We start from the raw sequence: 26603 nt of genomic DNA on the forward strand, positions 1-26603 counted from the left end.
TGCATCGTTAACAATTTTTGATTTGGATCCATAGCCAAAAAGAAAGGGCTGACGCCCTCAGCCGTCAGCCCTTTCTCAATCTTTATTTCAATCAACACCGCATCAGCTGTTATCAACAAAGCCGTACTTCTTATCACTTAATGAGCGAATCTCATTGAAGCGGTCTTGCGTCTTCCCACCGATAATATCGACGCGTCTTTGCATCTCATTTACCCACTCCCTATCTTCCATCACATCACGAGGGAATACCGTTGTTCGTTGGTTATCACCCAGATAAAGAAAAGCATCAAACAAACCACCGACTTGGGCGTCCATGTCGTCCATCGCAGCAAGCTTATAACGGGCTTTTGGTAATAAATCGATAAACCTCAGATCAGCAATCGGACTTTTTGCGACCTCAAGAAGCGCCGGAGCTTTTACGTCATGAAACGTCTTCACCACTTCTGGTTCCGTCATTGGCCAAATCAAGTAGGTACTATTGGGAAACGCTTGCTCTAATCGTGTCGCCAATGGCCAAGCACTGGCTTGTGTTTTTGCAACGTAATCCCGCGGCGCATTCACCAAATGGAAAGCCCCAAAAATCAACAGTGCTTTCTGATTGTATTGTATACGCTCAGCAGCAACTTGATAAAAATGATCCGTCTTGTTTTTAGCAGCTTGCTGCCATACCTTTTCATCACTCACAGTGCTCCAATCAAACGGTGCTTCGGCTAAATGCACATGGATTTTTTTCCCTTTAGGTAGCGTTTGATTTCGCACTTTTATCGCTTTGAAGAAATCGGCATAAGCATCTGGCATCCAAGCCATAAAGTAGATCGAACCTCGCAAAATTGAGCGAAGCTGTTCATCACTCACGTCCCCACCAGCTAAGTAGTTATCCAGTACAGGTTGGTACTTTGCATTGCCAAACTCCACCACAATATGCGTGACTTGATCTGAAAATGCAGGAGTCGAAACCAGCTCTGTTGCATAGCGCAAGAAAGCATCATTCCAATGATAATCGCCAATACCCACAAAGTTGTGTTGCTTAAACGCATTAAGAATCGCAGCGTCTGCTGATTTAGCTTGCTCGACCACTTGTTCGACTTTTTGCTCGGACAGATCTACCTCTGCGTAGTGTGGTAAATACTCACATCCAGCCAACCCGACAAGCCCTAACGTGAGCAACCAAGGTTTGATTTTCCAACCTAGTTTGTTCGTCAATTTCATTACCTCCTTGTTAACATTATGACAACGATAACAAAAATCATTATCATCTATCTAGTTTGGATGTGATATTTGCAGCACGAAGGGAGAGGGTTATGAGTGAAAACAACACAGAATTCAAAAGTAAACTGTGCCTAGTGACTGGTGCAGGGCAAGGTATTGGACTTGCCTGTGCCAAAAGCTTATTGGAACAAGGGGCTACTGTGATTGCCTGCGATATCACGCAAGCTCTGCTAGAGGAATTCAAACAATCTTTGCCAAAAAAACAGCAAGCTCGAACGTTGCTACTTCCCTTTGACTTAGCCAACACCACAGCCGTTCAGTATGCGTGTCATTATCTTGCTCAAGGCAAGCTCATTCCTGACTACGTGATTACATGCGCCGGTGCGCTACATCTTGGTTCTGTTCTGGAACTTCCTCCTGAAGCGCTCATTAAAACGTTAGACGTGAACCTAAAGGGAACCATGCTACTGACACAACAACTGGCGAAATTGCTGGTTCAAAATAACAAAAAAGGCGCGATTGTTGCGGTAGGTTCGAACGCAGCAGACACCCCAAGAGTCAACATGTCGGCGTATTGTTCGTCTAAAGCGGGACTTCATATGTGGGTGCAATGTTTGGGGTTAGAACTCGCGGCATACGGCATTCGCTGTAACATTGTTAGCCCAGGCTCAACCAGAACACCGATGCAAGAACAAATGTGGAATGAGTCCTATGGAGAACGAGAAACGATTCAGGGTAACTTAGCGTCACACCGGATTGGTATTCCTTTGAACAAGATTGCAGAAACCAAAGACATAACCAATGCGATTGAATTTTTACTGAGTGAGAAAGCGGGTCACATTACCATGCACGATTTAAGAGTGGACGGCGGAGCAACTTTCTAGTTGCTCCAGATTTAAGAGAATGAGCTAGCCTAAGAACTTAGGATGCAGTCCCTTTTCTAGCTTACGTCTCACTTTATATGACACATCGCCTAGTGTGATTTTCCCAGCGTTATTGCGGTCGATCCCTGCATTCTGGCGATAAGCAATTGATCCTTGTTTGAATAATACATGAGCTGCGGGTTTACCAATAGCCGCAGGATACAGGATCGCCATATACACATCCTCAAGAGAAGACAGGCGGTTTCGGTAAGGCATAAAATACGCTTTCACATAATCGAGTTGCTCTAACGCACTCATTTGAGCAAGCTTCTTTGTGCTCGTACCAAGTGCTTCCGCGGTTGATGGCATAAATTGAATCAAACCCGTCGCCCCACTCCCCGAGCCGTTTTTAATGCTGGGGCTGAATGTCTCTGCTGTTTCAAAAGCCATGCAAGCCATCAGATGATTTGGATCGATGTTGAGATCTCGGGAAATATCATTCACTTTACTTTTAAACTCAGGAGATACGCGACTCCCCCAAGCAAGAGCATCTACAGAAGGCGTCGAAAAGGGCACAGAAACATGACCTTTCTTGTAGAAAAATGAAGATGGAGAGAGGATTTTTAGAATTTTCTGATTCTTTTGAGTGTACGTATCAGAAAGGGGAAAAACCTTATCTTTCTTGTGTTTAAGCTGCTTAATTTTTGTCAACTTATACAATAACTTAGAAACCGTTTTCACGATAAAACCACATTTGGAAAACATGCTCTAAACTGTAATCCATTTCTCACTTATTTAACATCGTTATCAGTAATAACAAGCAAAAGTGTGAGATAGATCTTTTTGACTTTCTGAGAGCGAACGAAGAAAGGACATAAATGCTGATTTCATCTTCATTCGTGTTCAATTTATAAACCCTTAAATATTACCCCTCTATGGTGACCTAAGTAACGCTTATGTCTATGATGCACCTGAAAGGACATGTCTTCTTGTAATCCAAGAACCTCGGGTTTCTCTAGATAACTTGAAATCAAAACCTTCCCACTATCATTGAATGATATGAATCCAAGATCGAATGCCTTATCGATATTTGGAATTAACAACAGCCCGTTAAATCTATCTAATCGCTCTTCGTTATCCGATTCACGCCAAGGCTTAATATGAGATGCCAATAGCAACTGCGTGTTCTTAAAACCCGTAACGGCACAACCACCCCACATATCAATTAATTTTGACCTGAAGTGCCCCTGCCCCATTCTTGTATTAACTAAAATAGTCTTTTCCGTCGAGCTGAGCTGCTTATCGTTCATTACTTGTCGAATATCTGCATTAACATCTATCTGAGATAAGTCGACAAAAAAGTTTTCGTAGTGAGAAAGCGCAGCACTGTACATCCCTTTCCCCTTGATATCTCGAATTTTAAACTCAGGTAAACTTTGGGCTTTGAGCTTATAGTTCTTAAATTCACCGTATGATTTCACATCTGTAATTGGTTCTTGAATCTGTCCAGCATCCATAAGCCAGTTCGATATTGAACCACGAACTGCGCCCAAATAGTTTTTCGCTGTTTTCTCTGACTTACCTAGGTCAATCAACCAGCGATAAAACAAAGACGCTAAATCTGAAAGGTTTGAAACAAGAGCATCTTTCAATTCATTTGAAACGATATAGCTACTCATATAATCATAAAGCTCATCATCAAGATAAGCATAAGCAATCGCTTTTGACGAGTATCGTTTGGTAGATTCCGCTTGAAAACCATCATTGTAAGACAAGTGCCAAAATCCCTCACTTCTCAGAAAAAAGTAAGGATTTTCCGGTGTATCCCTATCATTCCCAGTAGCAAAGTTTGCTAAGTGATAAGTGAAACGCTCTTTGAGGACCTGATTAAACTCTATTTTGTTGGAAGAGATATGTCCCGCCTGAATGAGCTCCATAACCGTGAGCAACATGCACACTTTATGAGGGCTCTTTTTCCCATTAGAGCTATTCATATTCAGGCTACGGAATTTATCTACATAATATTGAAGTGACACGGCTTGTTCTTCTTTCACTTTAAAATCACAACGGTTTGCCAGTAAACATCATCCCTCTTGAGCTGATCTTTACTGTCAGAAACTTGTCTAACGATAAGCGCATTGTTCTTTGCCAACTGCTCTAACTCTTGAACAGAAACAGGATAAGCTTTGCGCCCATCAGTGAACTCTCCATGGCGAAGGCTTATGACCAATCGACCATTGGGCGCAAGCAGATTAGAGAGCTTACGGAAAGCACGTTCACGATGAGAAGTAGCAAGATGCATCCAAACCGCGCTCACTAACACAAGATCAAAGCGAAGCCCCAAGTTGGTGGTTTTCTCAAGTGCTGGCAAAGAATCTTCCAACCAAACGACAGAATCATCAGTTTCAGCTTTTCCTAGTTTTAACAGCGATGTTGCAGGTTCCAGCGCAATAACCTCGCAGCCTTTTTTGGCCATCCATTTAGCATCTCTTCCGGAGCCTGCGCCAACATCCAACACACGATCACCAACAAGAGGCCAAAAAGCCTGCCAACTTGTATGCACTTGCTCAAAAGTTGTTGAATCATATTGCTCTGCTAATGAGCCAGCATTCTGATTATAAAAATGAAAAGTCGAAGACATGGTTGGGCTGCTGTTATTAAACTCATTAAATCATAAGGTTAAACGAAGACAGACGCCATCATGAGTGTTTAAAAATTTAGGTTCAGCCGACGAAAAAGCCCCGCGATTTTTTGCGGGGCTTCGGTATTAAAAAGAGTGGGAGGATTACATCCCCTCATCTCTCACTAGCTCAGCTAGGGTCGCTAAGCGTTGTTCACTCTGTTTTACGTATGGGTTGGCTTCATCCCATGCGTAACCCGCAAGAATCGCGCTGATCATCTGTTTGATACGTGGATTGGGGTTTTGGTAGAAGATAACATCTTGCAACATGCCGTTGTACCAACCTTCCACGTAAGTACGGAAAGTATTGACGCCCACCATTAAGCGATCAGCATAAGCAGATTGCCAATCGACCGTTTCACCATTTAGCTGGCGTTCAATGCAGTCTGCTGCAAATTGTGCTGACTTCATGGCAATAGTCACGCCTGAAGAGAAGACAGGATCAAGAAACTCACCAGCATTACCAAGCAACGCGTAGTGTGGTGTCGCTAAGTGTTTTACGTTCGCTGAATAGCCACCCAGTTCACCAGCAGGATTTGGGTACTGAGCTTGGTTAAGGAGCTGCGCAAGCCCTGGTTCTTCACTTGCTAACTGCTTAAGAGCGGTAATCTTATCCTCGGGATAGTTTTCAAAGAACGTCGGTTCGCCAACCACACCAAATGAGCAAGTACCATTTGAGAACGGGATCAACCAATACCACACATCATGATTTTCAGGATGCACAGAGATCAGGATCTTGTTGCGATCGTATTCAATCCCTTCTGCAGTAATGTTGTCTTCAATGTGCGTAAAAATTGCTTTTCTTGGTGGCAGGCATGAAGGCTCTTCTAGCGCGAGCAAACGAGGAAGAACGCGACCAAAACCACTAGCATCTAGCACGTAATCGGCTTCAATTTGGTAAGCTTGTTTGTCAGCGTCAAGCACATTAAGAATCGACTTGGCACCTTCAAAGTCGATGCTTGTCAGTTCGTGCTGGTAACGAATTTCAACACCTTGCTCCACTGCACTGTCTGCCAGTACTTTATCGAAGTTACCGCGTTGAACTTGGTAAGTGGTACCCGGTCCTGCAGTGAATTTGTCGGTGAAATCAAATTGGGTATAAACGCCATTGCGACGAAACGCAGCACCATCTTTGTACTGGAATCCATATTGGTTCACCGCCTCCAACATACCGGCTTGCTCTACCACTTCCATGCAGGCAGGAAGAAGGCTTTCGCCGATCGAAAAACGTGGGAACAACGCTTTCTCAATCACAACGACATTAATTCCGCGCATATTGAGCAATGCTGAAACGGTAGAACCTGAAGGTCCTGCACCAACGACGACGACTTGCTTTTGTTCTTTTATCATTCTGCTTTCTAGTTTGCTTGTAGTTTTAATAATGTATGACCGAGACCAATGTTGTCGGTTCTTTCTGTCACGACTAAGCCTGCCGCTTCGACAATTTCCAGGAAGTCATCGCTGCGGTAGAAACGACTGTTGCCGTTTGCTAAACAGGTAAAGTAAAGCGAGGTCGCGTTCAAGCTATAAGAAGCTCCCGCGTATTTTTGTGCATCCCAGAACAGTTCTAAGATATACACCGTATCGCCTTCTCGAAGCTGCGCTTTCACTTTCTTAAGAATATTGAGAATTTCGATTGGTGAGAAGCAATCAAGGAATTGACTCATCCACCAGATATCAGCGTGCTCAGGTAACACTTGAGCTTTATCCAGCATGTTGGCTGGGAATGGAGTGATGCGCTCACTCAGTTGATTTTCCTTGGCATTTGCCATCGCAACTTCTAGCTGCTGAGGAAGATCAACAATTGTAATGTTCACATCTTGATCGTGGTTACAGCACTGCATTGCCCACTTACCAGTATTGCCACCAATGTCCACAATGTGACTTGGTTTATTAGCAAATACTTCTTTAAGTAATAGTGGGAAAGAGCGATCAGAGTAAAAGTGGTCAAACTTGAACCAGCTTTGTTTCGCTTGTTCTGGCAATGTTGATAACCCTTGGTAAATGGTTTCCCAATCACCAAGTTCTTTAAGACCTGACGGCTTGCCTTCTTTGATCGCATCCGTTAGGTGCATCATAGCGGCGTAACAAACATCGGCAGTGAAATCCATGTTTGCTTGCGTCATGCCATCATAAAGTAAGTAAAAGCCTAGGTTAGCCAAGGAATAGTTAGGTTTTTCCCACAAAACAATGTGCGCACTAATGGCCATATCCAACAATACTTTCACGCCGTATTCAGACACACCCGTTTTTTCTGCAATTTCTACAGCGTTCATACCCTTTGAGCCTGCACTGTCGAGCGCGGCTAAGATACCAAGTTCTCTTAATGTTCTCGCAGTGTGGAAAACAATAGGGGCAAAAGATAATTTTTGAGCTTCTGTTTTAGCTTCAAAAGCGTTGAAAGGATCAATATTTTGATTTAACACGAAAAAACCTAACTTCAATTAATATAATTATTACTGGGACTCTGCGCCTAAAAGTGCAAGCGCGCGTTGAATATCAACATTTAAGTTGTTCACCCAACGGTTGTAATTACGATGGATTTTGCCATCACTTGCTTTTAGATTTACTGAGTTGAGATAAATAATTGAATAATATTTGTTGCTATATGGAATTTTTACTTCCGCAAAGTGACTACGAACGTTGATTTTTGCAATTAATACACCTGGGCTTGTTTCTTCAATCGTCCAACCGCGATTAGTTGCTGATTGAACAATCGCCGCTTTTACTTGTTTATTTTGAAGATCATAAGCAACTGGAGTATCCTCCACATTCAATACAGGTTGCACTCGGCCACAACCGACAAGAAGCAAAGTTAATAGCACTGATATAAACAGCTTTAAACGTGACATGATAATTTCCTTTATTATGGTTTCTGCTGAAGCTTAAATTGTATCGAGCGGTAAAATAAAGCAATTTAATCAAATATGCCAAACTCCAAGATCAAAATTTCGTTTAATATCGACGCTTGGTCAGCTAACTCTCAAGGGCTTAGTCAAGTCGATGAGTGGAAACAATGGACCTCTACCGGTCAGTGGCCAGAAGAAGGCAAACTGAACGTATCTGATATCCCACCTATGATGCGCAGACGTATGAGCCAACTGAGTAAGTTAGCGGTTCAAACGGCGATTGAGTTGCTCAAGCAGCACGATGTTGACTACCTTGTTTTCTCTAGCCGTCATGGTGAACTTCATCGCAGTGTGGCGTTGGTAGAAGATATCCTCAAGGGTGAAGAAGCTTCGCCAATGGCATTCTCTCAGTCTGTGCATAATACCGCAGCGGGGCTTGCGACCATCGCAACTAAACAACCGATCCCTCTCACCTCTATCGCAGCTGCTGAAAATACCTTCCAAAGCGCGTTAATCGAAGCGTGGCTATTCCTGTATGACAACCCTGACAAGAAAGTTCTGATTGTCGATTTTGATGAGCCACTCCCAGAGTCATATTCTGAGTTTGAAACGCACGCTTACCATGGATATGGTTTAGGTCTGGTGCTTTCTCATGGCGATACTTTTAGCGTTCAAGCAACAACCGAGAAAACAGACGAAGATGCCTTTCCGCAAGGGCTTAGCTTTATTCAGCACTTTTTATCATCAGCAAACAATTGGACGATTCATTCGCCTCAACAATCATGGGAATGGCGTCGTCAATGAGAATGTTGAATCAATATTGGCGAGTATTCGCGACAGGATTTTGTTTCTCGGTTTTTGGTTTAGGTGGCTTGGCACTCAGCTTTATCGTCATTCCACTTATTCACCTGACTACATCGGATATAAAACAGAGAGAATATAAAGTTCAAGGGGCGATTCAATATTCTTTCAACACTTTTTGTAATTTGATGAAGCTTTGCGGCGCAATTGATTACCAAATCATTGGTGCCGACATTCTTCAACAAGATAAAAACTGTCTCATAGTTGCGAACCACCCAAGTTTAATTGATTACGTTTTGATCGCATCCCAATTAAAGCGCTGCGACTGTTTAGTTAAGTCCGCAATTTGGGCAAACCCATTTATGAAGCACATTGTTAAGGCTGCAGGTTATATACCCAACGAAGCACCTGATGATTTATTAGCAATGTGTGAAGAAAGATTTGACGATGGTAACGTTTTGCTTATTTTTCCTGAAGGCACAAGAACCACTCCAGGTGTAAAATCGAAATTACAAAGAGGCGCTGCGCAAATAGCGGTTAGAACCGAGCGAGATTTGCGTGTCGTACATATTACGGTCACGCCAAGCTTCCTGACAAAAGAGAAAAAATGGTATCAAGTTCCAAAGACAAAACCATTTTTCAAGGTTGAAGTTAAGGATAAAGTTGAGATTGAGCCTTTTATAAAGCAAACTACGTCCCCAACGATAGCGGCTCGTCGCTTACAACAGCATTTGGCTGAAACTATATTTCCAGAAAATTCGTAATTATAAGCAGGTCCCAGTGGAACAATTACACAACGATATCAAGCAACTTATTATTGACGCTCTAAACCTAGAAGATTTAACCGTCGACGATATTGAAACAGAAGCGCCACTTTTTGGTGATGGTCTTGGCTTGGATTCTATCGATGCTCTTGAACTTGGATTAGCAATTAAAAAGCAATACAACATTGTCATTGATGCAGACGATTCGAACACTCGTGAGCACTTCGCTTCTGTAGCTAACCTTGCGAAGTACATTTCTTCTCAAACCTCTTCTCAAGATAATGAATAGTTTTTAGGTATATTCATGACAGACGTAAATAAAGATCAAGTATTTGAACAAGTTAAAGATGCGCTTGTGGAGCTATTCGAAATTGAAGCTGAAGACATTCAGCCAGAAGCCCATCTTTACACCGATCTAGACCTAGACAGCATTGATGCCGTAGACCTTGTTGTACACCTACAAAATGTCACTGGCAAAAAGATCAAACCAGCGGAATTCAGCACAGTTCGTACTGTCGATGACGTGGTTAATGCAGTAACTGAACTTCTCAAGGAAAGTTAATGCGCCAATTGCTGACGGTTTTGTCTGCAATTGTATTATTTGCCTACCCCTTCGCGGTTTACTTCGGTATCGACCGATTTGGTTTAAATCTGGTTGGTGGCTTATTGGTTGCAGCGTTGCTTTTGCGGTTACTCGCTGCAAACAAAACACCACTCAAAGAGTTTAAGTTCCTTGCGATCACCACGGGCGTTGTGGGTATTGTCTTAGTCACCTTAGGTGTTGTTTTTAAGCAGCACGGGTGGCTAAAGTTCTACCCTGTTGTCGTCAACCTTTGCATGCTTGGCGTGTTCTCACTGAGCTTGAAGCAACCGCAAACCATCATCGAGAGACTGGCTCGCCTTCAAGAGCCTGAACTTCCTCAAAGTGGCGTGATCTACACACGAAAAGTTACGATCGTGTGGTGTGGATTCTTTATCTTGAATGCATCGGTAGCACTGTATACCTGTTTTCAACCTATCGAAATCTGGACGCTGTACAACGGCTTAATCAGTTATTTACTCGCTGGTAGCTTGTTCGCTGGTGAATGGATAGTGCGTCAATTTGTACGAAAGGAACATTAAATCGTATGAACACAAGTTCGTTAAACTTCTCCTCTATTGCGACCTTAATGACAACCAATAGAGAGGCACAATCCACGATTGCGTATGACAGAAACCAAACCATGACGTGGGAGTCTTTTCAGCATAACGTCGCCAGTTTGCGAGCAACGTTAGAAGCGCTTGATGCCCAACGAATCGCGCTCTGTTTTGGCAACAGCTACCTTTTTGCGCTCAGTTTCTTTGCTTGTTGTCATGCTGGAAAATCCATCGTCCTTCCCGGCAATTACCAACCTGAAGCTTTAAAAGAGCTCGACGAGCACTTCGATCTTGTATTGCACGACACTGAAGTGATGATTCCGACAGGGCTCTCAGCTTTGCACGTGAATACAAGTTTCGATTCTCTCATTTGTGAATGGCAAGCCTTGCCACTTGCGAATATCAACGTCACGCTGTTTACCTCAGGTTCAAGCGGTAAACCAAAAGCGATCAGAAAAACACTCAAACAACTGGATGTGGAAGTCGCCATTCTTGACGGCTTATGGGGAGACAAACTGGAAGGTTCTCATATCGAGAGCACGGTATCTCACCAACATATCTACGGGTTGCTATTCCGCGTTCTCTGGCCATTGTGCTCTGGGCGCCCTTTTGCCGCTCATAACTTAGAATTTCCAGAGCAGATTGTGCATTTTGCCTCTACTGAGACAACATTGATCAGTAGCCCTGCATTACTTAAACGCCTGACAGAAGAGCATCAACCATCGGCGTTACGCTGCGTTTTTTCTTCTGGAGGTCCTTTAGCTAATGATGCTGCCAATCACAGCCAGCGATTGTTTGGTGATTACCCATTAGAGGTCTTCGGAAGTACCGAAACGGGTGGTATCGCTTATCGACAGCAACTATCTGCTACCCAACCTTGGACTCTTTTCCCCGGTGTTGAAGCCGCTCTAAATCATGAAAACTGTTTAAAGCTTCGCTCCCCCCACATTGATGAAAACTCGTGGTATCAAACTGCAGATGAATGCTATTTCCATGATAGTATTTCCTTCGAACTACGCGGTCGCACCGACAGAATCGTCAAAGTTGAAGAAAAGCGCGTTTCGTTGGTCGAAGTCGAGAAGCGTTTAGAGCAATTGCCGTGGGTAAAAGAAAGTGCCGTCATCCCGATGGAAGATGCCGGTCGGCTGTCTCTATTTGCAGTGATAGTCTTGACCAACGAAGGCGATCAAACACTGCAAGAACTCGGGAAAGGTAAGTTCTGGTTAGCGCTAAGAAAAGCCTTGCGTAGCTGGTTAGAGCCGATTGCTATTCCAAGAAAATTCCGCGTTTTAGACGAGATTCCGCTCAATAGCCAAGGCAAGCGCCAGATCGCTGAAATAGAAAAACTGTTCCAAGAATAAAAGAACTCATCATGGACAAAAGAAAACCAACGCTCAAACAGGTTGATATCGACAATCACATCGCGACGATTGAAATGCGTGTCGATGCCGACATCTTGGATTTCCAAGGTCACTTTACCCATTTCCCATTGTTGCCAGGCGTAACACAAATCGATTGGGCGCTGTTTTATGCGGTCGAATACTTGAACACACCAACACTGTTCAAAGGCATGGAAGTCATCAAATTCCAAGAACCTATCCTACCGGACATGTGCGTTAGCCTCACGCTTTCCTGGGATGCAGAGCGTGAAAAACTGGCATTTAAGTATACGTCGATCTCGGGCGAACAAACCGTAGTTCATTCTTCAGGCAAAATGAAGCTAGGGAATTAACGTGACAAGCGCAAGCAACGAGAACCAATACCACCCTTGTTTTCTTATTCCATGCTACAACCATGGCAGCACGATTGCGGCTGTAGTTGAGTCGTTGTCTGTTTTTTCCCTGCCAGTTTTAGTCGTTGATGACGGCAGTAATGAAGAGACAAAACGTGCTCTAGATGCTTTAGCAAATGAAGAGAAAATCACCTTGATTCGCCTTTCAGAAAACCAAGGTAAAGGTGGCGCAGTAATGGCTGGTATTAAGCAAGCGCTGCTGCAAGGGTTCTCTCATGCAATTCAGATAGATGCCGATGGGCAACACGACCTTGAGGCTGTGCCAACGTTATTGCAGGCTTCGCAGGCTAATCCAAACAGACTAATTTCTGGACAACCGGTTTACGACGAAAGCGTACCTAAATCACGTCTCTACGGACGATACGCGACCCATGTTTGGGTGTGGATTGAGACGCTATCGCTTTCTATCAAAGACAGCATGTGTGGCTTTCGAGCTTACCCTCTTACCCAAACTGTGGACGTGCTCCACAAGTACGACATTGGTAAGCGCATGGACTTCGACATTGAGATCTTAGTTCGTATGTATTGGGAAGGCACCGATATTGATTTCGTACCAACACGCGTGATTTACCCTGAAGGTGGCATTTCTCATTTTGATGCACTTTGGGACAACGTAAAAATCAGTTGGATGCACACACGTTTGTTCTTTGGCATGTTGCCTCGCATCCCTTCATTGCTGGCTCGTAAGCACAAGCGTGCAAACGAGTCCAAGCAAGCAACATCTCGCGACGATCATTGGTCAAAGCGAAAAGAACAAGGCACCGTGTTGGGGATCAAAACCCTATTGGCCGTGTATCGAGTATTTGGACGCAAAGTTTTTGACCTCATTTTGAAGCTCGTAATGCGTTACTACCACCTAACAGGTAAGTCTGCACGACAAGCTTCTGAGATCTACTTAGATCAATTGCAACAACACGCGAAGCAACAGAACATCACCCTACCTCAACCTTTGGACAGCTATCAGCACCTGCTGTCATTTGGGCGAACCATGCTTGATAAGTTGGCAGCTTGGCAAGGTGATTTCAGTGTGGACAATCTTACCATTCATGGTCAGCACCACTTCGAAGAGATGGCTGAGAAACAACAAGGCGTGGTCATTCTTGGTTCCCACCTTGGTAACATCGAATTGTGTAGAGCGCTTGGTCGCCGACATTCACACGTGAAAATCAATGCATTGGTGTTCACCGAGCACGCCGAACAATTTAATGCCGTGATGAAGGCCGTTAACCCAAGCTCCGAGCTTAACCTTATCCAAGTGAGTTCGATGGGACCCGATACCGCCATTTTGCTTCAACAAAAAATAGAGCAAGGCGAATGGGTGGTGATTGTTGGCGATCGCACTTCCACCAGCGTTGAAAGCCGCGTCGTTTGGGCGGACTTTTTAGGCAAGCCAGCGCCCTTCCCACAGGGACCATTTATGTTGGCTTCAGTGTTGAAAGCTCCAGTTTATCTGCTGTTTGGTCTACGAGACGATAACGCCGAAACGCCGCACTTTAACGTATATTTTGAACATTTTAGTGATCAAATCGTCTTACCACGTAAGAGTCGCCAAGAAGCGCTGGACAACGTGGTGCAGCAATATGCGCAACGATTAGAACATCACACACTGCAAGCTCCATTGCAGTGGTACAACTTTTTTAATTTCTGGACTTTAAGTAATCAGCAACATGACAATAAACAATAATCAAAGCATCACCTTTGGTGCAGAACGCCTTTCGATTGAAGATGTCGTCGCGATTGCACATGGTGCAAAAGCAAACATGAATGCGTCACCGGAATTCACATCGAAGATTGATCGCGGTGTGGCATTCCTAGAAAAATTACTTAAAGAAGAAGGCGTAATTTACGGCGTAACCACTGGGTATGGCGACTCTTGCACTGTTGCAATCCCACCAGCATTGGTCGATGAATTACCCCTTCACCTCACTCGCTTTCATGGTTGTGGTTTAGGCGAGATCTTGTCTCATGAGCAAGCAAGAGCCGTGCTGGCAACTCGCCTATGTTCTCTATCACAAGGGGTTTCTGGTGTTTCGCATGATCTATTGAACCAAATCGTCAACCTGATCAACCACGACATTGCACCACGCATCCCGCAGGAAGGCTCGGTTGGCGCCAGTGGCGACTTAACACCACTGTCTTACCTTGCCGCGGCGCTCATTGGTGAGCGCGATGTGATTTACAAAGGTGAAGTACGCCCAACTCTTGATGTATTTACTGAACTTGGCATAACTCCAATTACGCTCAAACCAAAAGAAGGTTTGGCGCTGATGAATGGCACATCCGTGATGACTGCTCTGGCGTGTATTGCTTACAAACGCGCAGAATACCTTGCTCAGTTGTGCACTAAGATCACGGCGATGGTATCGGTAGGTATGCAGGGCAATGATTTCCACTTTGATGAAGCCCTCTTCGCAGTGAAACCTCATCCGGGTCAACAACAAGTTGCGGCATGGCTACGTAACGACCTTAAAGCGGAACGCCCACCACGCAACAGTGACCGCCTGCAAGATCGTTACTCTCTGCGTTGTGCTCCACACGTGATCGGCATGGTTCAAGATTCTCTTCCTTGGTTGCGTCAATTGATCGAGAACGAGCTTAACAGCGCAAACGACAACCCAATCATCGATGGCGACAACGAACGCGTACTGCATGGTGGACACTTCTACGGCGGTCATATTGCAATGGCGATGGACACACTGAAAACAAACATCGCGAACCTAGCGGATCTACTGGATCGTCAGATGGCTCAGTTAATGGACTACAAGTTCAACAATGGTCTGCCATTCAACCTGACGGGTGCGGAAGGCGAACGTAAGCCAATCAACCATGGCTTTAAAGCGGTGCAAATTGGTATTTCAGCTTGGACAGCAGAAGCGCTAAAACACACCATGCCTGCAAGCGTGTTCTCACGCTCAACAGAGTGTCACAACCAAGACAAAGTGAGCATGGGTACGATTGCAGCTCGCGACTGTATGCGCGTTCTTGAGCTGACAGAACAAGTCGCAGCGGCATCTTTGCTGGCGAGTGTTCAAGCGGTAGAGATTCGTCGTCGCCATAATGAGCTAGACGAACACCACATGAGCAGTAACTTGAAGATGATTCGCGATGCGGTATTGGAAGAGTTCGAGTTTGTTGTCGAAGACCGTCCACTAGAGCACGATCTACGTAACTTCATCGCTAAAATCCAACAACGTCACTGGTTGTTGTACGCGGAGGCGTAATGCAAGAACAAGTCCTTTACCCGCTAGAAACCGAGGTGACAATGGTCACCTCATTTCAGGATGCTGATCCGATGGGCGTCATCTATCACGGTAACTTCTTTCGTTACTTCGAAGAAGCACGCCGAGTGCTAATGGAGAAGATTGAGTACAGCTACCGTGATATGCAAGCGTCGGGCTACATGTGGCCAATCATCGACACCCGCGTGAAGTATGTAAAGGCAATCCCATTCAACCACGAGATTCGCATTACCGCGACGCTCACTGAGTGGGAAAACCGCTTGCGCGTAGACTACGTGATTTATGATGCCAAAACCGATCAGCGCATGTGTAAAGCTCATACCACACAAGTGGCAGTTTCTATCGAAAAACAAGAAATGTGCTTTGTTTCTCCTGCCGCTTTTCTAGATAAAGTAGAGCAGTGGCATAAGTGTGGGAGCCTATCTTAATGCGCAAATCCTTGTTCTCTTTATTTGTGTCTATGGCTCTGCTCGTATCATTCTCGACTCCGAGCTGGGCTAAAGTGGTGGATCTCGACTCATTGCAGGCGCAGTTGTCACAAAACGAAGTAGTCCGCGGCGATTTTAAACAAAGCCGTCACCTAGAGATGTTTAATCAACCGCTTACTTCAACAGGCATTTTTACTCTCAGCAAATCGCACGGTTTACTTTGGCAACAGCAGATCCCATTTGCCGTAAACTTGGTTTTAACTCAAGACAAGTTACGCCAGACCTTTGCTAACCAAGCGCCAAAAACCATCACCGCACAAGAAAACCCAATGGCATTCTATTTTAGCCATGTATTTCTATCAGTTTTCCATGGTGATACCGCAGCATTGAAAGAACAGTTTACGCTGGACTTTTCTGCTCAAGATAGTGGTCAATGGCAATTGGTTCTCACTCCAAAACAAGCACCACTTAACGCGGTGTTTAAAGCCATCACGCTCTCTGGTAACACTCATATTGACCAATTAATGCTAGAAGAACTGCGCGGAGACAAAACAGAGATTGAGTTTACTCAACAAGCGTCTTTGCCAAAGGAATTAACGGATGCAGAAAAGGCTCAATTTGATTTCTAAATTCCGTCTAGGTTCATACGCATTGGCTTGGCTTTGGTTAAGCTTAGTTGTGATCGCAAGCGCTCTGTTATTAAAACAATGGGTGGGGAGCGAACACTCGCCGATTGAAACCAACATCCTAAAACTGTTGCCTGAAAATCAGCAAAATCCAATCGCAGAACAAGCGTTTGAAGCAATCTCCACCAGCATGAGTGATCAAGTCATCTTTGTACTGACCGCTGCCGACAAAATACAATTGCTAAAAGCCGCTGGCGCATTTGAAAAAGGGTTAAGAGAAACCCAACAGTTTACCAACGTCATCGGGAAAATATCACCTGACGCTCAACAAGCTTGGGCAAGCTACTACTTCAATCATCGTTTCCAGCAACTGACTCAAGCACAACGAGAGCGATTAAGCCAAGACCCACAAGCTCAAGTGCAATATGTGGTTCAATCCCTTTACAACCCGTTTTCGGGCGTAACAGGTCAAGAGCTACAAAACGATCCGTTCTTACTGTTTCGTGATTACTTAAGTCAAGTCACGCAGCAAACATCAGCGTTTAGACTCGATAATGGCTACTTGTCTGTCGAAAAAGATGGTCAACAATACCTCTTAATCACTGCGACACTCAGTGGTTCTCCATACGCTCTCTCGACTCAAAGTGTCGTCCCAAAAATCGAACAGCTAGAGCAATCCATCGCCGCACAGTTTGGTGCTAAAACCGCGCATACCGGCGTACTGTTTTACGCAGACTTTGGCACTCAGAGTGCGAAATCAGAAATCAGCACTATTGGCGTGTTCTCTTTATTGGGCATCGTCGTGTTGTTCTTGGTTGTGTTCCGCAGTTTAATGCCACTCTCTTTAGCGCTGTTATCCATTTCGGTTGGCTTGCTGATTGCTCTTAGCGTCACCACTTGGGTATTTGGCAAAGTCCATCTATTCAGTTTGGTCTTCGGTGCAAGCTTAATTGGTGTTTCAATAGACTACGCTTTCCATTATCTGACCGAACGTTTATCTGAAGGCAGCCAGTGGGACAGCCGAAAAGGTCTCAAACATATTTTTGCTGCCATCACTTTAGGTCTTATCACCAGCTTGATTGGCTATTTAGGCATGTTGATTGCGCCTTTCCCAGGCTTGCAGCAACTTGCCCTCTTCTCCTCTATCGGACTGATTGCCGCTTACGCAACCGTAGTGGCTTGGTACCCGATTCTCGCAGTGAAACCTTCTCGCAATGCGGTGAAAGTACCGGGTCATCGGTTGTTGTCTGCATGGTTATCTGTGTGGCAACGTCCTAGCGTGAAAGTTGGGCTGCCGCTTACCTGTCTTATCATCAGTGGCTATTTTCTCACTCAGTTGAAGTACGACGATGACATTCGCCAATTGCAAGCCATGCCAGAAACGCTAAAGCAGCAAGAGGCTTTGATTACAAAAGTCAGTGGAATGCAGGCTTCTCAGCAAATGCTTGTGGTCACCACCGACACGGATCAATCTCTGCTTCAACGACTAGAGCAACTTGACCCCACGCTACAGCAATGGCAACAAACCAACATCATTGAAGGCTATCAAAGTTTGAGTAAGTATCTGGGCTCAATCGAACGCCAACAAAGTGATTTTGCTCTGATAGCAAATCTGTACCAAACGCAAGCTTCTGCTTTAGCATCAGGCTTACAACTGGCACACAAGCCAAAACTGACAAACACCCTTGTGCCAGTCAGTTTGCCAGACTATCTAAACAATCCGGTGTCCGAACCAATTCGCTTCCTCTACTTGGGAGAAATCGAAGGTCAATCGGCAGCGGTCATCACGTTAAACAAGTTGAACGACCCAGAAATTGTAAAAGCATTTGCGCAGTCTCAATCAGATATCAGTTACTTAAACAAAGCCGAAGAGATCTCGACATTATTTGGCGAGTACCGCATTAAAATCATGGAGCTGTTATTTGCTGCTGCCGCGATTATTTTTGCCGTTCTAGTCAAACGCTACGGCTTTCACCACGGTTGGCGTATTTTACTCCCTTCAGCAATTGCTTGTATTGGAGGTCTCGCTGCCGCGGTTGCTGCTGGCTCGACACTCAACTTATTTAACTTGTTAGGCTTGATCCTGATCTTGGGAATCGGTATCGACTACACCCTATTTTTTGCTGAGAAAGCACGCAGTTTGAGCACTCTTCTCGCGATTACGCTCTCTGCCATCACAACGGTATTGTCTTTTGGGTTACTCTCTCTCAGTCAAACCCATGCGATTCATAGCTTTGGTGTGACCGTTTTAAGCGGCATTTTCATCGCTTGGCTACTCTCGCCGATTGCTATTATGACTAAGGAAAAATCACAATGAGCACTTCCACGGCCGTGCGTATTTTCATCGCAATGATTTTTGTAACTTTGCTCAGTGCTTGCAGCTTAGTACCCAAACAATCAACGCCTAGCGTCGAAATAGAACAAGGCGTCTCTGTCGCGCTCCCTGCCCCGAACGATCTCGGTTATCACCTCACAGCAAGCCAGTTGATTACTGCGACTTGGACCGCAGAAGGAAAAGAGAGACAAGAACAACTGCCAGTGCAATTACAAGTGAACAGCAACGATGTCACACTAGCCGGCTTTTCCTCTTGGGGTACCCGAATTTTATCCCTCAACTACAATGGTGAGCAGATAAATACAGAAGTTTTAACCGGTCTCGATGGCACGTTGCCAGAACCGGAGCAAGTACTATTCAACCTAATGATCACGCTGTGGCCGAGTTCTGCTTGGGAAGCGCCGCTAAATAAGGTAAGGTGGCGAATGATTGATGATGAATATTCTAGAGCCGTGTTTAATAGCGACGGTGAAAAGATCATAGACATCCGCTATGAGAATCACGACAAACTGAAAGGTAAGATTAGCTTTAATCACCTTCAACATCCGTTTTCGATTTCTATTCAAACACTGCAGTATCAATTAAATTAAGAACGATCCTAATACAACACTATGTCTACTCGCTCTCCTCAACCTTTGTATATTCAGGCCTGCGGCTTTCATTCCGCGATGGGTAACGATGATGCAAGCATTCATCGATGTCTATCGGGCTCTAAGCCATCGAACATGGTCATGGATAAAACCATTCTGAATAACGATCGAGAAACCGTTATTGGACGCGTCTTAGAGCCATTACCAACGCTTTCGCAAGCGTTGCATTCGTTTGATTCTAGAAACAACCGACTCGCACTCTCTGCCATTTTGCAGATCGAACCCAAAGTCCGCGAAGCCATTAGCCAATATGGCTCAGACCGCATTGCCGTGGTGATCGGGACCAGCACCTCCGGCATTGCAGATGGTGAAATTGCCTTTGCAGAAAAGCTCTCAGATGGTGCGTTCCCAAACGATTACCATTACCGTAAGCAAGAGCTTGGTCATTGCAGTGACTTTGTCGCCGCGTATTTTGGACTGACAGGTCCTCATTACGCCGTATCGACAGCTTGCTCTTCCAGTGGACGCGTATTTATCACCGCTCAACGTCTTTTAAAATCGGGGCTAGTCGATGCCGTGATTGTTGGTGGTGTCGACACAATATGTCGCCTGACCTTAAATGGCTTTAGTGGTCTAGAAGCCCTGTCAGACAAACACTGCTTACCATTCGATGCAGATCGTTCGGGTATTAATATCGGAGAAGCCGCGTCCATCATGCTATTGAGCCACACGCCAGCCAAAGTGGCGTTGTTAGGCGCAGGAGACAGCTCTGACGCACACCATATCTCTGCACCACACCCAGAGGGACTAGGTGCAGAAGAGGCCATGAACAAAGCCCTTTCAAACGCTGGTTTAACGGCTGAAGATATTGGTTACATCAATGCGCATGGAACCGCGACCCCATTGAACGATTCGATGGAAAGCAAAGCCATTTTCCGCTGCTTTGGCGATGCTGTATCAGTGAGCTCAACCAAACCGTTAACCGGTCATACTCTAGGTGCCGCCAGCGCAACTGAAGCGGCAATCGCATGGCATATTTTGAATTACGATCTCGATCTCCCCGTCCAGCATTGCGCAAACAAAGCGGAAGATATCGAAATCTCCCTCGTTGAAGCACCATCAAAACTTGGTGGAAAAGCGATTTTAAGCAACTCTTTTGCTTTCGGCGGTAATAACGTTAGTCTTATTTTTGGTTACGCTCATGACTAAACTTCCCCCAATTGAACAACTGCTTCCGCACGATAGACCAATGATCTTGGTTGATCGTGCTATCGATATTCAACAAGACACCATCCATTGTCAGGTTGATATTGGCGAGCATAACCCTTTTTTCAACCGTGATACTCAAACGGTTCCGGCGTATGTCGGCATAGAGTTTATGGCACAGTCTGTTGCCGCTTGGTCTGGCTACCATGCCCTTATTCAAGGACAGGAGCCGCCTATTGGGTTCTTATTAGGCAGTCGACGTTACACCTCTGAGTGCGATGCCTTTACTCAAGGTCAACAGCTCGACGTATATGCCGAGAAAATGATGGAAGACAATGGCATGGCAGTGTTTTCTGCTCGCATGGAGTGGCAAGAAAAAACCATCGCTACCTGTCAGTTGAACGTATACGTTCCATCAGAAGAAAAATTAAAAGAAATGAAAATCAGGAGTCAACAATGACCCGACAAGTCCTCGTAACTGGTGCCAGTAAAGGCATTGGTAAAGCCATCGCCGTTCAACTTGCCAAAGACGGTTTCCACATCGTCGTGCATTACATGGGCGATCAACAAGGCGCACAAAACACTTTAGAGACCATTGAACAACATGGTGGCTCAGGTCGTCTGATCCAGTTTGATATCAGCAACCGCGAAGAATGCCGTACTAAACTAGAAGCCGACATCGCAGAGCATGGTGCTTACTACGGTGTCGTCAACAATGCTGGCATCACTCGCGACACTGCTTTCCCAGCTATGACGGAAGAAGAATGGGATGGCGTGATTCATACCAACCTAGATAGTTTCTACAACGTACTGCACCCTTGCGTAATGCCAATGGTACAAAAACGCAAAGGCGGTCGTATTGTGACTCTCGCGTCGGTGTCTGGTCTGATGGGCAACCGTGGTCAAACCAACTACAGCGCGGCAAAAGCTGGCGTGATTGGTGCAACGAAATCTCTCGCGCTTGAACTCGCAAAACGTAAGATCACCGTGAACTGTGTGGCACCAGGTCTTATTGATACTGGCATGGTGGATGAGCACGTAAAAGAGCACGCGATGCCGCAAATCCCTCTTCGTCGCATGGGTGAACCAGAGGAAGTGGCTGGTCTAGTAAGCTACTTGATGTCTGATATTGCAGGTTATGTTACCCGCCAAGTTATCTCAGTAAATGGAGGCTTAGTATGAGTCGTCGAGTCGTTGTGACAGGTATGTCCGGTGTTACCGCCTTTGGTAACGATTGGTCAGCAGTAGAGCCTAAACTGCGCGACTGCCAGAACGCCACTCAATACATGCCCTCTTATGAGCAATATGATGGTTTGAACACCAAGCTTGCTGCACCTGTAACTGACTTCGAACTACCGAAGCATTACAAACGCAAACAAGTCCGCGGTATGGGTCGTGTCTCTAAGCTTGCGACTGTCGCAACAGAAAACGCGCTAAGCCAAGCCGGTCTGATTGGCAATGATGTTCTCACTAACGGTCAAACCGGTATCGCTTACGGCTCATCTACAGGCAGTACCGATGCCATTGGCGCATTTGGTGTAATGCTAAATGACAAAACCACCAAAGCGATTACCGCGACAACTTACGTACAAATGATGCCACACACGACTGCGGTTAACGTTGGTCTGTTCTTTGGCTTAAAAGGTCGCGTGATTCCAACCAGTAGCGCATGTACTTCCGGCAGCCAAGCGATTGGTTACGCCTACGAAGCCATTAAGCACGGCTACCAAACCGTGATGGTTGCAGGTGGCGCTGAAGAGCTTTGCCCAACAGAATCGGCTGTGTTTGATACCCTTTTCGCGACCAGTTTGAAAAACGACGCACCGAAAAGTACCCCAAGACCCTACGATACTGAGCGCGATGGCTTAGTAATTGGCGAAGGCGCAGGTACATTGGTTTTAGAAGAGTACGAACACGCAGTGGCTCGCGGCGCAAAAATCTATGCCGAGATCATTGGCTTTGCAAGCAACTGCGATGCTGCGCACGTAACACAACCTCAAATGGAAACCATGCAAATCTGTATGGAGATGGCGCTACAGAACGCAGGCATTTCGGCAGATCAAATCGATTATGTATCGGCGCACGGTACGGCGACTGACCGCGGCGACATTGCAGAAAGCAACGCCACGGCAAATGCACTCGGTAAAGTGCCAATCAGCTCATTGAAGAGCTACTTTGGTCATACCCTAGGTGCTTGTGGTGCTATCGAGGCGTGGCTAAGCCTAGAGATGATGCACGGAGGTTGGTTTAACCCGACCCTTAACCTAGAGAACCTAGACCCACAGTGTGGCGACCTAGATTACATCTCAGGACAAGGTCGCGAGCTCAATGTTGAATACCTAATGAGCAATAACTTTGCGTTTGGCGGTATCAACACCTCACTCATCTTTAAAAAGATCTAAACCCCTTTTAAACAAAAAGCGCTAGCTTCTTCTTATTAGCTAGCGCTTTTTTGTTCTATTCGTAAGCTACAGAGCGGTGCTTACAGCGATAAATATCTGCTGAAACTGACGTTGGGGTTTGTCCATCGGTTTCTATCACCTTCACCACGTGATATCGGTTACCACCCGCCATATAAACTTGGTTTGCAAGTTCCTCAAATAAGGAACCTTTTTGTTGCTCAGACACAACTTGGTTACCGATGACTTTACACTCATTGTTTTCCACCTCTGCAAATGAGATTGGCTGCACCTCATTGGCACCAGGCAATAGCATGGTCTTGGTTGCTTTAGCCACACTTACGCTCGGTGCCGATGGACAATGATACAACTCAGCAACCACACTGGAAGGACGACCACGACTGGTATCGAGCACGGTAGCAATGTGATAACGGTTACCTCCCGATGCGTATGTTTGATTCTTCAACATACGGTCAACGTTGTTAGGATGGATATCTTCAATCGTGTAAGAGTCCACCATCTGACAATTAAGATTTTTAATTGCTACGTCAGTAATCGGAGAAATATTGACAGCTTGTGGAAGCACACGAACTTTACGCGTGACACATCCACTTAAAATAGAAAGCACAACTGCGGTTAGAATTATTTTTTTCATGATTTACTAAATGGAATAGAAGAGAACCAAATTCTATGAAATGAGTCATTTTGGACAATCCAAAACGACAAAACCCCGACAACTCAGAGAGTTATCGGGGCTTTTGAATAAATGGCACGCCCTATAGGATTCGAACCTATGACCACATCCTTAGAAGGGACGTGCTCTATCCAGCTGAGCTAAGGGCGCGCTACAGGGACAGGATTATACGAGTTCAAGCGCTTAAATCAACGAGTTTTCATAACATTCTGATCTGAATGCCTAAAAAAAGGGCACCAAAAGGCTAAATGTTCAAAAACACCACAAAGCAAACGTTTGCGTATGGATGTTAAATAGATTTTCTGCGACAATGCGCCGCAAATAATTTGCCTTCTCAATTTAAAAGGAAAGTCATGACTGCTCAAAATATAGATGGAACTCTTATTTCCCAAACTGTTCGATCCGAAGTTGCAGCACGTGTGAAAGCTCGTATTGAAGCTGGTCTTCGCGCTCCTGGTCTTGCAGTTGTTCTAGTTGGTGAAGATCCAGCTTCTCAAGTATACGTTGGCAGTAAGCGCCGTGCGTGTGAGGAAGTTGGCTTTGTCTCTAAGTCTTTTGACCTTCCTGCGACAACGTCGGAAGAAGAATTGCTGGCTCTAATTGATGAGTTGAACAACGACGCAGAAATCGACGGTATTCTTGTTCAGTTGCCTCTTCCTGCTGGCATCGATGCAACGCACGTTCTTGAGCGCATTCACCCAGAGAAAGACGTGGATGGCTTCCACCCTTACAACGTGGGTCGTCTAGCGCAGCGCATTCCTAAGCTTCGTTCTTGTACACCAAAAGGCATTATTACGCTTCTTGACCGTTACAACATAGAACTACGTGGCAAACACGCAGTTGTGGTTGGTGCATCAAACATTGTTGGTCGCCCAATGACTCTTGAGCTGCTTCTTGCTGGCTGCACAACAACGACTTGTCACCGCTTTACCAAAGACCTAGAAGGTCACGTTCGCCAAGCAGACCTTGTTGTAGTTGCGGTTGGTAAGCCGAACTTCATTCCTGGAGAGTGGATTAAGAAAGGCGCGGTTGTGGTTGATGTGGGTATCAACCGTCTTGAGTCAGGCAAACTAGTGGGTGACGTGGAATACGATAAAGCGCGTGAAAACGCGAGCTTCATTACCCCAGTACCAGGTGGTGTTGGTCCGATGACAGTGGCAAGCCTAATTGAGAACACAATGCTGGCATGCGAACAGTTCCACACCAAAAAGTAAGTGCGCCCCCCGATGAAAAAAGGCTCCAGCGGAGCCTTTTTTATTGGCTGTAACTCTAACCCCAGCCGTTAATAACAATATGACTCAATAGAGAGTGAGTATTTTTTGAACCACTTCTAAGTTCATTCAAACACAGCCAATACACAATTTAGTCGCGGTATAGTGGTTTTCATTTGTTTCTGTACAGCTAAATACCATGCGAGAAAGAATACTGTTTGAAGGTCCGTCACCAAAACAAAACCTACCGGATTATGAGTTTTACGCGGAAGGTGGAAGCCCCAAATTTACTGATTTCATTTGCGATTTTATCGACCAACAGAAAGAGCAGCTCGAAGAGATCAATCTCGCGTTGTATTTATGCAATAACAAATTGATGCTGGAAAGTATGATTGGATCAGCGTTGAAGGCTGGAATTACATTGAATATCTTCTCTATTCCTTTAGAGGGCTACGATAAAACTCCGGCGCAATCTCCCACTTTCGCACCTAAGCTAAGCAAAAACAAAGCACTACAAAGTAAACAGAAAAAACCGTTCTCCAAAAAAGACATCGCCCAGTATTTATATGGCAGATTTGCCAAGTCTGAGAATCCAAAAATCAACTTGTACATCTGTGATCATATGTATGTCCGATCGAAGTATGTTAAGCCCTTCTCTCGAGGAAGAATGCCCTACTCTCTCCATATCAAGCACCTATTTATTAAGTTCAAATCGGGGTCTAGTCACTCCATGGTCACGTCTTCAAATATGGCTGTCAGGGACTTAATTAAGCATGAGTTATTGGTTCATACGGAAAACTCAGAACACGATCATCAAAGGTGTCAGGAGTTTTTTGACCACTTAAAAATCAATAGCGAAAACATCAAACATTACGAGAAAAAACGAGGGTATAGCTATCAAGAGAAGGCACAAGAGAGATTGTCTTCCCCCTCATGGGATCAAGGCATCTACTTTACCGCTCACTTTTTAAATGAATCCAATACCATTGTTCAGGATAAAATTTATACCCTGATTCGCAATGCGAGAAAAAGGGTCATTCTGTGTGCACAGCACATTAATGATCAGAACCTAATACCTAACCATCCCGATGTCGAATTGCGCGTCATTTCCCAAACCTATACGGATGAACACAAAATTAAAAAATCAGGTAAACACTACGCTTGCATCAACCAGCAGTTAGTGGAAACGCGAATGCCTTCTAATACCACTAACTTTCTCCAGATGGTCAACTTCCTCAAACAAAGACCAAACACGGCGTATTACTTCAACACCTCTTTGCACGCTAAATTTATCGTCGTCGATGACACAATCATTATCTCCACGGGTAACCTGACAGAGACTCAATTTATTTACCGTTATGTTGCATCAATGAATCTCGTCAACATGCCTGATACCACCTACGAAGGGACACATTCCGAGATGAATGCCTACTATTTGAGTCGCAACAATCCAAAACTTGCCGATGAGCTTGTCACTTATTTTGAAGTATTAACTCAATGCCCTCTCACCCATCGCGCTTTCTGAGTCTGGCTTCTACTATACCCAAGTGACTTCAAGATGCAGGATTCAGAGCGTTGTCATTGATTCGAGAGTAAGGAAAACAACGCAGTGTAATAGCCAGCTCTTTCCAAGTTGTTTGACGCAGCAATCGGGTCAATGACACGCTCCCAAAGGGCGAGCTGCCTTGGCTTGTATACTTTGTTGCCGATTCTTGATTTAGAATGACTAGATCTTTAAATCGCCGCCGCGTCTACAAACCAAGTCATTCTCGCTGAACCT

General features: G+C 45.1%; 27 protein-coding genes, 1 tRNA gene and 1 pseudogene. 20 read left to right on the forward strand and 9 right to left on the reverse strand.

Annotated elements, in window-relative coordinates; all coding sequences use genetic code 11:
- Positions 1–102 precede the first annotated feature (102 nt).
- Positions 103–1209 carry a hypothetical protein gene (locus tag ABMY42_RS10160; RefSeq protein ID WP_349266268.1) on the reverse strand — a complete coding sequence of 369 codons (1107 nt, stop codon included), beginning with the start codon at positions 1207–1209 and terminating at the stop codon, positions 103–105.
- Between the two features lie 92 nt (positions 1210–1301).
- Between ABMY42_RS10160 and ABMY42_RS10165 the strand changes: the two genes are divergently transcribed.
- Positions 1302–2093 (forward strand): 2,3-dihydro-2,3-dihydroxybenzoate dehydrogenase, encoded by a 792-nt coding sequence (locus tag ABMY42_RS10165; protein ID WP_289879803.1) that lies wholly within the window; start codon positions 1302–1304, stop codon positions 2091–2093.
- A 24-nt stretch (positions 2094–2117) separates the two neighbouring features.
- Here the strand turns inward: ABMY42_RS10165 and ABMY42_RS10170 are convergent, their stop codons facing one another.
- The 6 genes and pseudogenes from ABMY42_RS10170 to ABMY42_RS10195 form a co-directional block, all read right to left on the reverse strand.
- Complete coding sequence (locus ABMY42_RS10170) at positions 2118–2837, reverse strand: transglycosylase SLT domain-containing protein (protein WP_017818981.1); 720 nt, start codon at positions 2835–2837, stop codon at positions 2118–2120.
- A gap of 143 nt (positions 2838–2980) precedes the next feature.
- Entirely contained in the window at positions 2981–4108 is a 1128-nt protein-coding gene (locus ABMY42_RS10175) for an HNH endonuclease (protein ID WP_009696053.1), read from the reverse strand.
- Positions 4109–4131: 23 nt separating this feature from the next.
- Positions 4132–4713, reverse strand: a pseudogene (locus tag ABMY42_RS10180) (class I SAM-dependent methyltransferase); the annotation flags it as partial.
- 144 nt (positions 4714–4857) lie between these two features.
- Positions 4858–6102 carry an NAD(P)/FAD-dependent oxidoreductase gene (locus ABMY42_RS10185; RefSeq protein WP_349266269.1) on the reverse strand — a complete coding sequence of 415 codons (1245 nt, stop codon included), beginning with the start codon at positions 6100–6102 and terminating at the stop codon, positions 4858–4860.
- Between the two features lie 8 nt (positions 6103–6110).
- Positions 6111–7178, reverse strand: coding sequence for a class I SAM-dependent methyltransferase (locus ABMY42_RS10190; protein WP_009696050.1), 1068 nt, complete (start codon positions 7176–7178; stop codon positions 6111–6113).
- 30 nt (positions 7179–7208) lie between these two features.
- Positions 7209–7604 carry a hypothetical protein gene (locus ABMY42_RS10195; RefSeq protein ID WP_005446495.1) on the reverse strand — a complete coding sequence of 132 codons (396 nt, stop codon included), beginning with the start codon at positions 7602–7604 and terminating at the stop codon, positions 7209–7211.
- 75 nt (positions 7605–7679) lie between these two features.
- Here ABMY42_RS10195 and ABMY42_RS10200 point away from each other — a divergent pair, with 75 nt between their 5' ends.
- The 17 genes from ABMY42_RS10200 to ABMY42_RS10280 are packed head-to-tail and all read left to right on the forward strand — an operon-like array spanning position 7680 to position 22921.
- The gene (locus ABMY42_RS10200) at positions 7680–8405 is read left to right on the forward strand and encodes a beta-ketoacyl synthase chain length factor (protein ID WP_050921858.1); all 726 of its coding nucleotides are present in this window, start codon (positions 7680–7682) and stop codon (positions 8403–8405) included.
- Positions 8402–9166: a lysophospholipid acyltransferase family protein gene (locus ABMY42_RS10205; RefSeq protein ID WP_005446490.1), complete on the forward strand. Its 765-nt coding sequence runs from the start codon at positions 8402–8404 to the stop codon at positions 9164–9166. Before ABMY42_RS10200 ends, ABMY42_RS10205 begins: the two co-directional genes overlap by 4 nt.
- Positions 9167–9182: 16 nt before the next feature.
- Positions 9183–9455, forward strand: a complete 273-nt coding sequence (locus ABMY42_RS10210; protein ID WP_009696047.1) for a phosphopantetheine-binding protein — start codon at positions 9183–9185, stop codon at positions 9453–9455.
- 15 nt (positions 9456–9470) lie between these two features.
- The gene (locus ABMY42_RS10215) at positions 9471–9728 is read left to right on the forward strand and encodes an acyl carrier protein (protein ID WP_005446488.1); all 258 of its coding nucleotides are present in this window, start codon (positions 9471–9473) and stop codon (positions 9726–9728) included.
- Positions 9728–10288, forward strand: a complete 561-nt coding sequence (locus ABMY42_RS10220; RefSeq protein ID WP_009700647.1) for an intracellular septation A family protein — start codon at positions 9728–9730, stop codon at positions 10286–10288. The genes ABMY42_RS10215 and ABMY42_RS10220 overlap by 1 nt, the downstream gene beginning before the upstream one ends.
- A 5-nt stretch (positions 10289–10293) precedes the next feature.
- Complete coding sequence (locus tag ABMY42_RS10225; RefSeq protein ID WP_069686904.1) at positions 10294–11664, forward strand: AMP-binding protein; 1371 nt, start codon at positions 10294–10296, stop codon at positions 11662–11664.
- An 11-nt stretch (positions 11665–11675) separates the two neighbouring features.
- Complete coding sequence (locus tag ABMY42_RS10230) at positions 11676–12035, forward strand: hypothetical protein (protein ID WP_005446483.1); 360 nt, start codon at positions 11676–11678, stop codon at positions 12033–12035.
- 1 nt (position 12036) lies between these two features.
- The gene (locus ABMY42_RS10235) at positions 12037–13779 is read left to right on the forward strand and encodes a glycosyltransferase (RefSeq protein WP_349266270.1); all 1743 of its coding nucleotides are present in this window, start codon (positions 12037–12039) and stop codon (positions 13777–13779) included.
- Complete coding sequence (locus ABMY42_RS10240) at positions 13763–15316, forward strand: aromatic amino acid ammonia-lyase (RefSeq protein WP_349266271.1); 1554 nt, start codon at positions 13763–13765, stop codon at positions 15314–15316. The genes ABMY42_RS10235 and ABMY42_RS10240 overlap by 17 nt, the downstream gene beginning before the upstream one ends.
- Positions 15316–15762 (forward strand): acyl-CoA thioesterase, encoded by a 447-nt coding sequence (locus ABMY42_RS10245; RefSeq protein ID WP_005446478.1) that lies wholly within the window; start codon positions 15316–15318, stop codon positions 15760–15762. The genes ABMY42_RS10240 and ABMY42_RS10245 overlap by 1 nt, the downstream gene beginning before the upstream one ends.
- Complete coding sequence (locus tag ABMY42_RS10250; protein ID WP_050907902.1) at positions 15762–16391, forward strand: outer membrane lipoprotein carrier protein LolA; 630 nt, start codon at positions 15762–15764, stop codon at positions 16389–16391. The genes ABMY42_RS10245 and ABMY42_RS10250 overlap by 1 nt, the downstream gene beginning before the upstream one ends.
- Positions 16363–18705, forward strand: a complete 2343-nt coding sequence (locus tag ABMY42_RS10255; protein ID WP_349266272.1) for an MMPL family transporter — start codon at positions 16363–16365, stop codon at positions 18703–18705. The genes ABMY42_RS10250 and ABMY42_RS10255 overlap by 29 nt, the downstream gene beginning before the upstream one ends.
- Positions 18702–19313, forward strand: a complete 612-nt coding sequence (locus ABMY42_RS10260; RefSeq protein ID WP_349266273.1) for a DUF3261 domain-containing protein — start codon at positions 18702–18704, stop codon at positions 19311–19313. Before ABMY42_RS10255 ends, ABMY42_RS10260 begins: the two co-directional genes overlap by 4 nt.
- A 21-nt stretch (positions 19314–19334) precedes the next feature.
- On the forward strand, positions 19335–20522 hold the full coding sequence (locus ABMY42_RS10265; RefSeq protein WP_349266274.1) for a beta-ketoacyl-[acyl-carrier-protein] synthase family protein: 1188 nt from the start codon (positions 19335–19337) through the stop codon (positions 20520–20522).
- Positions 20515–20979 (forward strand): hotdog family protein, encoded by a 465-nt coding sequence (locus tag ABMY42_RS10270; protein WP_017188383.1) that lies wholly within the window; start codon positions 20515–20517, stop codon positions 20977–20979. The genes ABMY42_RS10265 and ABMY42_RS10270 overlap by 8 nt, the downstream gene beginning before the upstream one ends.
- On the forward strand, positions 20976–21701 hold the full coding sequence (gene fabG, locus ABMY42_RS10275) for a 3-oxoacyl-ACP reductase FabG (protein ID WP_005446468.1): 726 nt from the start codon (positions 20976–20978) through the stop codon (positions 21699–21701). Before ABMY42_RS10270 ends, fabG begins: the two co-directional genes overlap by 4 nt.
- Complete coding sequence (locus tag ABMY42_RS10280; protein WP_005446466.1) at positions 21698–22921, forward strand: beta-ketoacyl-ACP synthase; 1224 nt, start codon at positions 21698–21700, stop codon at positions 22919–22921. The genes fabG and ABMY42_RS10280 overlap by 4 nt, the downstream gene beginning before the upstream one ends.
- Before the next feature lie 55 nt (positions 22922–22976).
- Here the strand turns inward: ABMY42_RS10280 and ABMY42_RS10285 are convergent, their stop codons facing one another.
- Positions 22977–23573: a hypothetical protein gene (locus tag ABMY42_RS10285; protein ID WP_009701281.1), complete on the reverse strand. Its 597-nt coding sequence runs from the start codon at positions 23571–23573 to the stop codon at positions 22977–22979.
- A 112-nt stretch (positions 23574–23685) separates the two neighbouring features.
- A tRNA-Arg gene (locus ABMY42_RS10290) sits at positions 23686–23762 on the reverse strand.
- 203 nt (positions 23763–23965) lie between these two features.
- Here ABMY42_RS10290 and folD point away from each other — a divergent pair.
- Both folD and ABMY42_RS10300 read left to right on the forward strand, forming a co-directional pair.
- The gene (folD, locus tag ABMY42_RS10295; protein ID WP_005446463.1) at positions 23966–24826 is read left to right on the forward strand and encodes a bifunctional methylenetetrahydrofolate dehydrogenase/methenyltetrahydrofolate cyclohydrolase FolD; all 861 of its coding nucleotides are present in this window, start codon (positions 23966–23968) and stop codon (positions 24824–24826) included.
- Positions 24827–25022: 196 nt separating this feature from the next.
- The gene (locus ABMY42_RS10300; RefSeq protein ID WP_349266275.1) at positions 25023–26348 is read left to right on the forward strand and encodes a hypothetical protein; all 1326 of its coding nucleotides are present in this window, start codon (positions 25023–25025) and stop codon (positions 26346–26348) included.
- The last annotated feature ends 255 nt before the right edge of the window (positions 26349–26603 follow it).

Origin of the sequence: Vibrio sp. SSH13-20, assembly GCF_040104475.1 — a bacterium.
Taxonomy (GTDB): domain Bacteria; phylum Pseudomonadota; class Gammaproteobacteria; order Enterobacterales; family Vibrionaceae; genus Vibrio; species Vibrio harveyi.

Excerpts from the sequence above, each read along its gene's own strand:
- ABMY42_RS10160 (WP_349266268.1), bottom strand. The coding sequence starts at position 1,209 with ATGAAATTGACGAACAAACTAGGTTGGAAAATCAAACCTTGGTTGCTC.
- ABMY42_RS10165 (WP_289879803.1), top strand. The coding sequence starts at position 1,302 with ATGAGTGAAAACAACACAGAATTCAAAAGTAAACTGTGCCTAGTGACT.
- ABMY42_RS10170 (WP_017818981.1), bottom strand. The coding sequence starts at position 2,837 with ATGTTTTCCAAATGTGGTTTTATCGTGAAAACGGTTTCTAAGTTATTG.
- ABMY42_RS10185 (WP_349266269.1), bottom strand. The coding sequence starts at position 6,102 with ATGATAAAAGAACAAAAGCAAGTCGTCGTCGTTGGTGCAGGACCTTCA.
- ABMY42_RS10195 (WP_005446495.1), bottom strand. The coding sequence starts at position 7,604 with ATGTCACGTTTAAAGCTGTTTATATCAGTGCTATTAACTTTGCTTCTT.
- ABMY42_RS10200 (WP_050921858.1), top strand. The coding sequence starts at position 7,680 with ATGCCAAACTCCAAGATCAAAATTTCGTTTAATATCGACGCTTGGTCA.
- ABMY42_RS10205 (WP_005446490.1), top strand. The coding sequence starts at position 8,402 with ATGAGAATGTTGAATCAATATTGGCGAGTATTCGCGACAGGATTTTGT.
- ABMY42_RS10215 (WP_005446488.1), top strand. The coding sequence starts at position 9,471 with ATGACAGACGTAAATAAAGATCAAGTATTTGAACAAGTTAAAGATGCG.
- ABMY42_RS10220 (WP_009700647.1), top strand. The coding sequence starts at position 9,728 with ATGCGCCAATTGCTGACGGTTTTGTCTGCAATTGTATTATTTGCCTAC.
- ABMY42_RS10225 (WP_069686904.1), top strand. The coding sequence starts at position 10,294 with ATGAACACAAGTTCGTTAAACTTCTCCTCTATTGCGACCTTAATGACA.
- ABMY42_RS10230 (WP_005446483.1), top strand. The coding sequence starts at position 11,676 with ATGGACAAAAGAAAACCAACGCTCAAACAGGTTGATATCGACAATCAC.
- ABMY42_RS10240 (WP_349266271.1), top strand. The coding sequence starts at position 13,763 with ATGACAATAAACAATAATCAAAGCATCACCTTTGGTGCAGAACGCCTT.
- ABMY42_RS10245 (WP_005446478.1), top strand. The coding sequence starts at position 15,316 with ATGCAAGAACAAGTCCTTTACCCGCTAGAAACCGAGGTGACAATGGTC.
- ABMY42_RS10250 (WP_050907902.1), top strand. The coding sequence starts at position 15,762 with ATGCGCAAATCCTTGTTCTCTTTATTTGTGTCTATGGCTCTGCTCGTA.
- ABMY42_RS10255 (WP_349266272.1), top strand. The coding sequence starts at position 16,363 with ATGCAGAAAAGGCTCAATTTGATTTCTAAATTCCGTCTAGGTTCATAC.
- ABMY42_RS10260 (WP_349266273.1), top strand. The coding sequence starts at position 18,702 with ATGAGCACTTCCACGGCCGTGCGTATTTTCATCGCAATGATTTTTGTA.
- ABMY42_RS10265 (WP_349266274.1), top strand. The coding sequence starts at position 19,335 with ATGTCTACTCGCTCTCCTCAACCTTTGTATATTCAGGCCTGCGGCTTT.
- ABMY42_RS10270 (WP_017188383.1), top strand. The coding sequence starts at position 20,515 with ATGACTAAACTTCCCCCAATTGAACAACTGCTTCCGCACGATAGACCA.
- fabG (WP_005446468.1), top strand. The coding sequence starts at position 20,976 with ATGACCCGACAAGTCCTCGTAACTGGTGCCAGTAAAGGCATTGGTAAA.
- ABMY42_RS10280 (WP_005446466.1), top strand. The coding sequence starts at position 21,698 with ATGAGTCGTCGAGTCGTTGTGACAGGTATGTCCGGTGTTACCGCCTTT.
- ABMY42_RS10285 (WP_009701281.1), bottom strand. The coding sequence starts at position 23,573 with ATGAAAAAAATAATTCTAACCGCAGTTGTGCTTTCTATTTTAAGTGGA.
- folD (WP_005446463.1), top strand. The coding sequence starts at position 23,966 with ATGACTGCTCAAAATATAGATGGAACTCTTATTTCCCAAACTGTTCGA.
- ABMY42_RS10300 (WP_349266275.1), top strand. The coding sequence starts at position 25,023 with ATGCGAGAAAGAATACTGTTTGAAGGTCCGTCACCAAAACAAAACCTA.